Annotated in this window: 4 tRNA genes and 3 rRNA genes; all 7 read right to left on the reverse strand. The window is 51.6% G+C overall.

Going from position 1 to position 5,925, the window contains the following annotated elements:
* Positions 1-3: 3 nt before the first annotated feature.
* The 7 genes from rrf to H8S62_RS17660 all read right to left on the reverse strand — a co-directional run bounded on the left by rrf (position 4) and on the right by H8S62_RS17660 (position 5,646).
* Positions 4-119: ribosomal RNA gene (gene rrf, locus H8S62_RS17630) — 5S ribosomal RNA — on the reverse strand.
* Between the two features lie 185 nt (positions 120-304).
* Positions 305-379, reverse strand: a tRNA-Glu gene (locus H8S62_RS17635).
* Between the two features lie 3 nt (positions 380-382).
* Positions 383-458: transfer RNA gene (locus H8S62_RS17640), tRNA-Lys, on the reverse strand.
* A 154-nt stretch (positions 459-612) separates the two neighbouring features.
* A 23S ribosomal RNA gene (locus tag H8S62_RS17645) occupies positions 613-3,458 on the reverse strand.
* A 365-nt stretch (positions 3,459-3,823) separates the two neighbouring features.
* Positions 3,824-3,900: transfer RNA gene (locus H8S62_RS17650), tRNA-Ile, on the reverse strand.
* A gap of 4 nt (positions 3,901-3,904) precedes the next feature.
* A tRNA-Ala gene (locus H8S62_RS17655) sits at positions 3,905-3,980 on the reverse strand.
* A 135-nt stretch (positions 3,981-4,115) separates the two neighbouring features.
* Positions 4,116-5,646 (reverse strand): 16S ribosomal RNA (locus tag H8S62_RS17660).
* The 16S, 23S and 5S rRNA genes sit together here with 4 tRNA genes alongside, the layout of an rRNA operon.
* Between the last annotated feature and the right edge of the window lie 279 nt (positions 5,647-5,925).

A 5,925-nucleotide genomic window follows, 5' to 3' on the forward strand; every position in this document is an offset into this window, starting at 1 on the left:
TTGTGTTGGCGTTACCTATCTTCCCAGGCCGTCTCCAGCCAAGTATTGTCGGCGCAGGTGAGCTTAACTGCCGTGTTCGGGATGGGAACGGGTGGACCCTCACCGCAATCAACACCAACTTACTTTTCTCAGAAAAGAAAAGTAAGCAAAAGAAACTTCCATAGAGTTCTCCGGGGAACCTCCGCCGGAACTTTCTTCTCCTTACCGCTCTTCTCACGATAAGTCATTATATTCACTTGTTCTCACGTTGTCAAGAACTAATTAAAGTTCTCTTTGCTTACTTTCTCTTTCAAGAGAAAGTAAGTGGTGACCCGTGGGAGAGTCGAACTCCCGTTTGCGGCGTGAGAGGCCGCCGTCTTGACCACTTGACCAACGGGCCGTATGGTGCGCCTTCACGGATTCGAACCGGGGACCCACTGATTAAGAGTCAGTTGCTCTACCAACTGAGCTAAAGGCGCATACTTTCTTTCGAGAAAGAAGGTAGGCAGAGAAGGCTTCCATAAAGACTCCCCCGCATCCTCTCCCACTCGGAAAAAGGTGCTATGCCTGCACCCTCAAAACCGAACAATGTAGATTTTCCATACTTCACAAGCAAAGCCTGCATTTCATGTTAAGGTCAAGCCCTCGGCTGATTAGTACCAGTCAGCTACACACATTACTGCGCTTCCACCTCTGGCCTATCAACGATGTAGTCTACATCGAGCCTTACCTCATAAAGAGTGAGAGATCTCATCTTAGGGGGAGTTTCACGCTTAGATGCCTTCAGCGTTTATCTCGTCCGTACATAGCTACCCAGCTATGCCCTTGGCAGGACAACTGGTGCACCAGAGGTACGTCCATCCCGGTCCTCTCGTACTAAGGACAGCTCCCTTCAAATCTCTTACGCCCGCAACAGATAGGGACCGAACTGTCTCACGACGTTCTGAACCCAGCTCGCGTGCCGCTTTAATTGGCGAACAGCCAAACCCTTGGGACCGAATACAGCCCCAGGATGCGACGAGCCGACATCGAGGTGCCAAACCTCCCCGTCGCTGTGGACGCTTGGGGGAGATCAGCCTGTTATCCCCAGGGTAGCTTTTATCCGTTGAGCGACGGCACTTCCACTTGCATACCGCCGGATCACTAACTCCAACTTTCGTTACTGCTCGACCCGTCGGTCTCGCAGTTAGGCTCGTTTATGCGTTTACACTCAATGCACGATTTCCGTCCGTGCTGAACGAACCTTTGAGCGCCTCCGTTACCTTTTTGGAGGCGACCGCCCCAGTCAAACTGCCCACCTAACAGTGTCCCCCGACCGGATTCACGGCCGCAGGTTAGAAAACCAGCAATCCAAGGGTGGTATCCCAAGGGTGACTCCACAAAAGCTGACGCCTCTGCTTCCAAGTCTCCCACCTATCCTGTACATGAATTACCGATTTCCAGTATTAAGCTACAGTAAAGCTCCATGGGGTCTTTCCGTCTAGTTGCGGGTAACTGGCTTCTTCACCAGTACAACAATTTCGCCGGGCGGGCTGTTGAGACAGTGCCCAAGTCGTTACGCCATTCGTGCGGGTCAGAACTTACCTGACAAGGAATTTCGCTACCTTAGGACCGTTATAGTTACGGCCGCCGTTTACTGGGGCTTCAATTCAGACCTTCGGATTGCTCCTAAGCCCTCCTCTTAACCTTCCAGCACCGGGCAGGCGTCAGCCCATATACGTCATCTTTCGATTTAGCATAGACCTGTGTTTTTGGTAAACAGTCGCTTGGGCCTATTCACTGCGGCCCCCCTTAGGGGGCTCCCCTTCTCCCGAAGTTACGGGGTGATTTTGCCGAGTTCCTTAACAACCCTTCTCCCGTTGGCCTTAGGATTCTCTCCTCATCTACCTGTGTCGGTTTGCGGTACGGGCGCCTTAGTATTCCTCATGCCTTTTCTCGCCACAGAGCATCGCGGACTTCCCTACTTTAATTTCGGTCCCTTTCGCCCAGGTCAACCAACGCCTGGGTCCCGCTATCTCCATGTGTCAGCATGCTTAAAGTTCGGCGGCTACGGAATTTCAACCGTATGTGCATCGACTACGCCTTGCGGCCTCGCCTTAGCTCCCGGCTTACCTTGGGCGGACGAACCTTCCCCAAGAAACCTTAGATTTTCGGCCATTATGATTCCCACATAATTCTCGCTACTCATTCCGGCATTCTCACTCGAATACAGTCCACCAGTGCTTCCGCTCTGACTTCACCCCGTATTCGACGCTCCCCTACCCCTGCCATTGCTGGCAAGCCCAAGCTTCGGTTACATGCTTAGCCCCGTTGTATTTTCCGCGCAGAGTCACTCGACCAGTGAGCTATTACGCACTCTTTTAATGAGTGGCTGCTTCTAAGCCAACATCCTGGTTGTTTTCGCAACTCCACATCGTTTTCCACTTAGCATGTATTTGGGACCTTAGCTGTGGGTCTGGGCTGTTTCCCTTTTGACCACGAGACTTATCTCACGTAGTCTGACTGCTATGCATCAATTATCCGGCATTCAGAGTTTGATAGGGTTCAGTAACCTTATCGGCCCCTAGCCCATTCAGTGCTTTACCTCCGGTAATCTAACATAACGCTAGCCCTAAAGCTATTTCGGGGAGAACCAGCTATCTCCGGGTTCGATTGGAATTTCACCGCTATCCACAAGTCATCGCCGGTCATTGCAACGAACGTGCGTTCGGTCCTCCAGTGAGTTTTACCTCACCTTCAACCTGCTCATGGATAGGTCACCCGGTTTCGGGTCTATTGCAACAAACTTCATACGCCCTATTAAGACTCGCTCTCGCTGCGCCTCCGGTACTGAATACCTTAAGCTTGCTTGTTACAATAACTCGCCGGACCATTCTACAAAAGGTACCTCATCACCCTTTAACGGGCTTTGAGTGCTTGTAAGCACAAGGTTTCAGGTTCTATTTCACTCCCCTCCCGGGGTCCTTTTCACCTTTCCCTCACGGTACTGCTCCTCTATCGGTCATCAGGTAGTATTTAGGGTTGGAGGGTGGTCCCCCCAGTTTCCCACCGGGTTTCACGTGTCCAGCGGTACTCTGGATACTCACTAACAGCAATCGCCTTTCGCCTACGGGACTATCACCCGCTACGGTTGGCCTTCCCATACCATTCGGCTAAACTATGCTGCCGTTGTGTGAGTCCACAACCCCGGAGAATAAATCCTCCGGTTTGCCCTCTTCCGCGTTCGCTCGCCACTACTAGCGGAATCTCTGTTGATTTCTCTTCCTCGCCCTACTTAGATGTTTCAGTTCAGGCGGTTCCCCGCGTACGCCTATTTGATTCAACGCACGCTGACAGAGTATTGCTCTGCCGGGTTTCCCCATTCGGAAATCTCGGGATCAAAGGCTGTTTGCGCCTCCCCCAAGCTTATCGCAGCTTGCCACGTCCTTCTTCGGCTCCTGATGCCAAGGCATTCCCCTTGCGCTCTTATTAGCTTGACCTTAGTAGAATCAGTCTTACCTGATTCTATTAATATCATGAATTATGCAGGCCTCAGAGATTTGTCAATTTTGGCTCATTGTTATTGTTACCCATCAACCAGAACGACTTTCGCCATTCTAATTGAAGAGATGCTTGCGCATCCCATAGTTCCACAACATTTTTGCTTAATTGCCCTCTGTTGCTTGCTTACATACTTTCAATCTACATTGTTCAGTTTTCAAGGTGCAGACCTTCCAACCCTTTTCAAGGTCAGATTGAAACACTCAACATCCTTGAATGCTTCAATCCAATCTCGAATATATATCTTAGGAAGTCTCTCTATTAAAGCTTTCTTTGCCTTCCCTCTTCCTTGAAAGAAAGAAGCTGGTGGGCCCAAGTGGACTCGAACCACCGACCTCGCGATTATCAGTCGCGCGCTCTAGCCAGCTGAGCTATGGGCCCATCTTGGTGGAGATAATCGGGCTCGAACCGATGACCCCCTGCTTGCAAAGCAGGTGCTCTCCCAGCTGAGCTATACCCCCGACTCTTCGAGTCCGCCGCCACACCGCCTCGGCGTGTACCCTCTAAATTAAACAACGTGAAGACTCATTCGCTTCCAAAAAAGCCTGACCTTAGGACGTTACCAATAAGAACTCGCTTATTGGAAGTCTCCTTAGAAAGGAGGTGATCCAGCCGCACCTTCCGATACGGCTACCTTGTTACGACTTCACCCCAATTATCGAACCCACCTTCGGCCGCGCCCCCCTTGCGGTTAGGCTACGGACTTCGGGTGTTCCCGACTCTCATGGTGTGACGGGCGGTGTGTACAAGGCCCGGGAACGTATTCACCGCGGCATGCTGATCCGCGATTACTAGCGATTCCAACTTCATGCAGGCGGGTTTCAGCCTGCAATCCGAACTGGGACGGCTTTTAGGGATTTGCTCCACCTCGCGGTATTGCCTCCCTCTGTTGACCGCCATTGTAGTACGTGTGTGGCCCAGGACATAAGGGGCATGATGATTTGACGTCGTCCCCACCTTCCTCCGTTTTGTCAACGGCAGTCTCGCTAGAGTGCTCTTGCGTAGCAACTAACAATAGGGGTTGCGCTCGTTGCGGGACTTAACCCAACATCTCACGACACGAGCTGACGACAACCATGCACCACCTGTCTATACTTTCCCCGAAGGGCACCTAATGCATCTCTGCTTCGTTAGTACGATGTCAAGCCCTGGTAAGGTTCTTCGCGTTGCTTCGAATTAAACCACATACTCCACCGCTTGTGCGGGCCCCCGTCAATTCCTTTGAGTTTCAACCTTGCGATCGTACTCCCCAGGTGGGATACTTATTGTGTTAACTGCGGCACGGAGGGGGTCAGACCCCCCACACCTAGTATCCATCGTTTACGGCGTGGACTACCAGGGTATCTAATCCTGTTTGCTCCCCACGCTTTCGCGCCTCAGCGTCAGTTATCGTCCAGCAATCCGCCTTCGCCACTGGTGTTCCTCCGTATATCTACGCATTTCACCGCTACACACGGAATTCCGATTGCCTCTCCGACACTCAAGAAAAACAGTTTCAAACGCAGGCTATGGGTTGAGCCCATAGTTTTCACGCCTGACTTGCTTTCCCGCCTACACGCCCTTTACACCCAGTAAATCCGGATAACGCTTGCCACCTACGTATTACCGCGGCTGCTGGCACGTAGTTAGCCGTGGCTTATTCATCAGGTACCGTCATTTCTTTCGTCCCTGATAAAAGAAGTTTACAACCCGAGAGCCTTCTTCCTTCACGCGGCGTTGCTGGGTCAGGCTTGCGCCCATTGCCCAATATTCCCCACTGCTGCCTCCCGTAGGAGTCTGGGCCGTGTCTCAGTCCCAATGTGGCCGGCCAACCTCTCAGTCCGGCTACTGATCGTCGCCTTGGTGGGCCGTTACCCCGCCAACCAGCTAATCAGACGCGAGTCCATCTCAGAGCGATAAATCTTTGGCAGCAAGGCCATGCGACCTCGCTGCATCATGCGGTATTAGCAGTCCTTTCGGACTGTTATTCCCCACTCCAAGGCAGGTTACTCACGCGTTACTCACCCGTCCGCCACTAGGTAGCCTAATCAATTGGACGAATCCTCTATCATAGGCACCCCGTTCGACTTGCATGTGTTAAGCACGCCGCCAGCGTTCATCCTGAGCCAGGATCAAACTCTCAATAAAATGGTATCTAGACGGCCGAAACCGTTTAAATCATCTCATCGAGCTATTTGTCATAGCTTCAAAGAAATTTGTCAAGAGCCTTCCCAAACAATTGCTTGTTTTAGAAAGGACTTCTCGTCCTTTTCTGGTGCTTCGTGTTTTCTTCACGTTGTTTAATTTACAAGGTGCACGCCGCTCTCAGCGGCAGGAGCTTTAGTATATCATATCTCGTTCTCGCTGTCAAGCACTTTTTTCATTTTCTCTCACCGGCTTTTTCCGCCGGCTTCCATGATTCAGCGC

This window comes from Lawsonibacter faecis, from assembly GCF_014287675.1.
GTDB lineage: Bacteria > Bacillota > Clostridia > Oscillospirales > Oscillospiraceae > Pseudoflavonifractor > Pseudoflavonifractor faecis.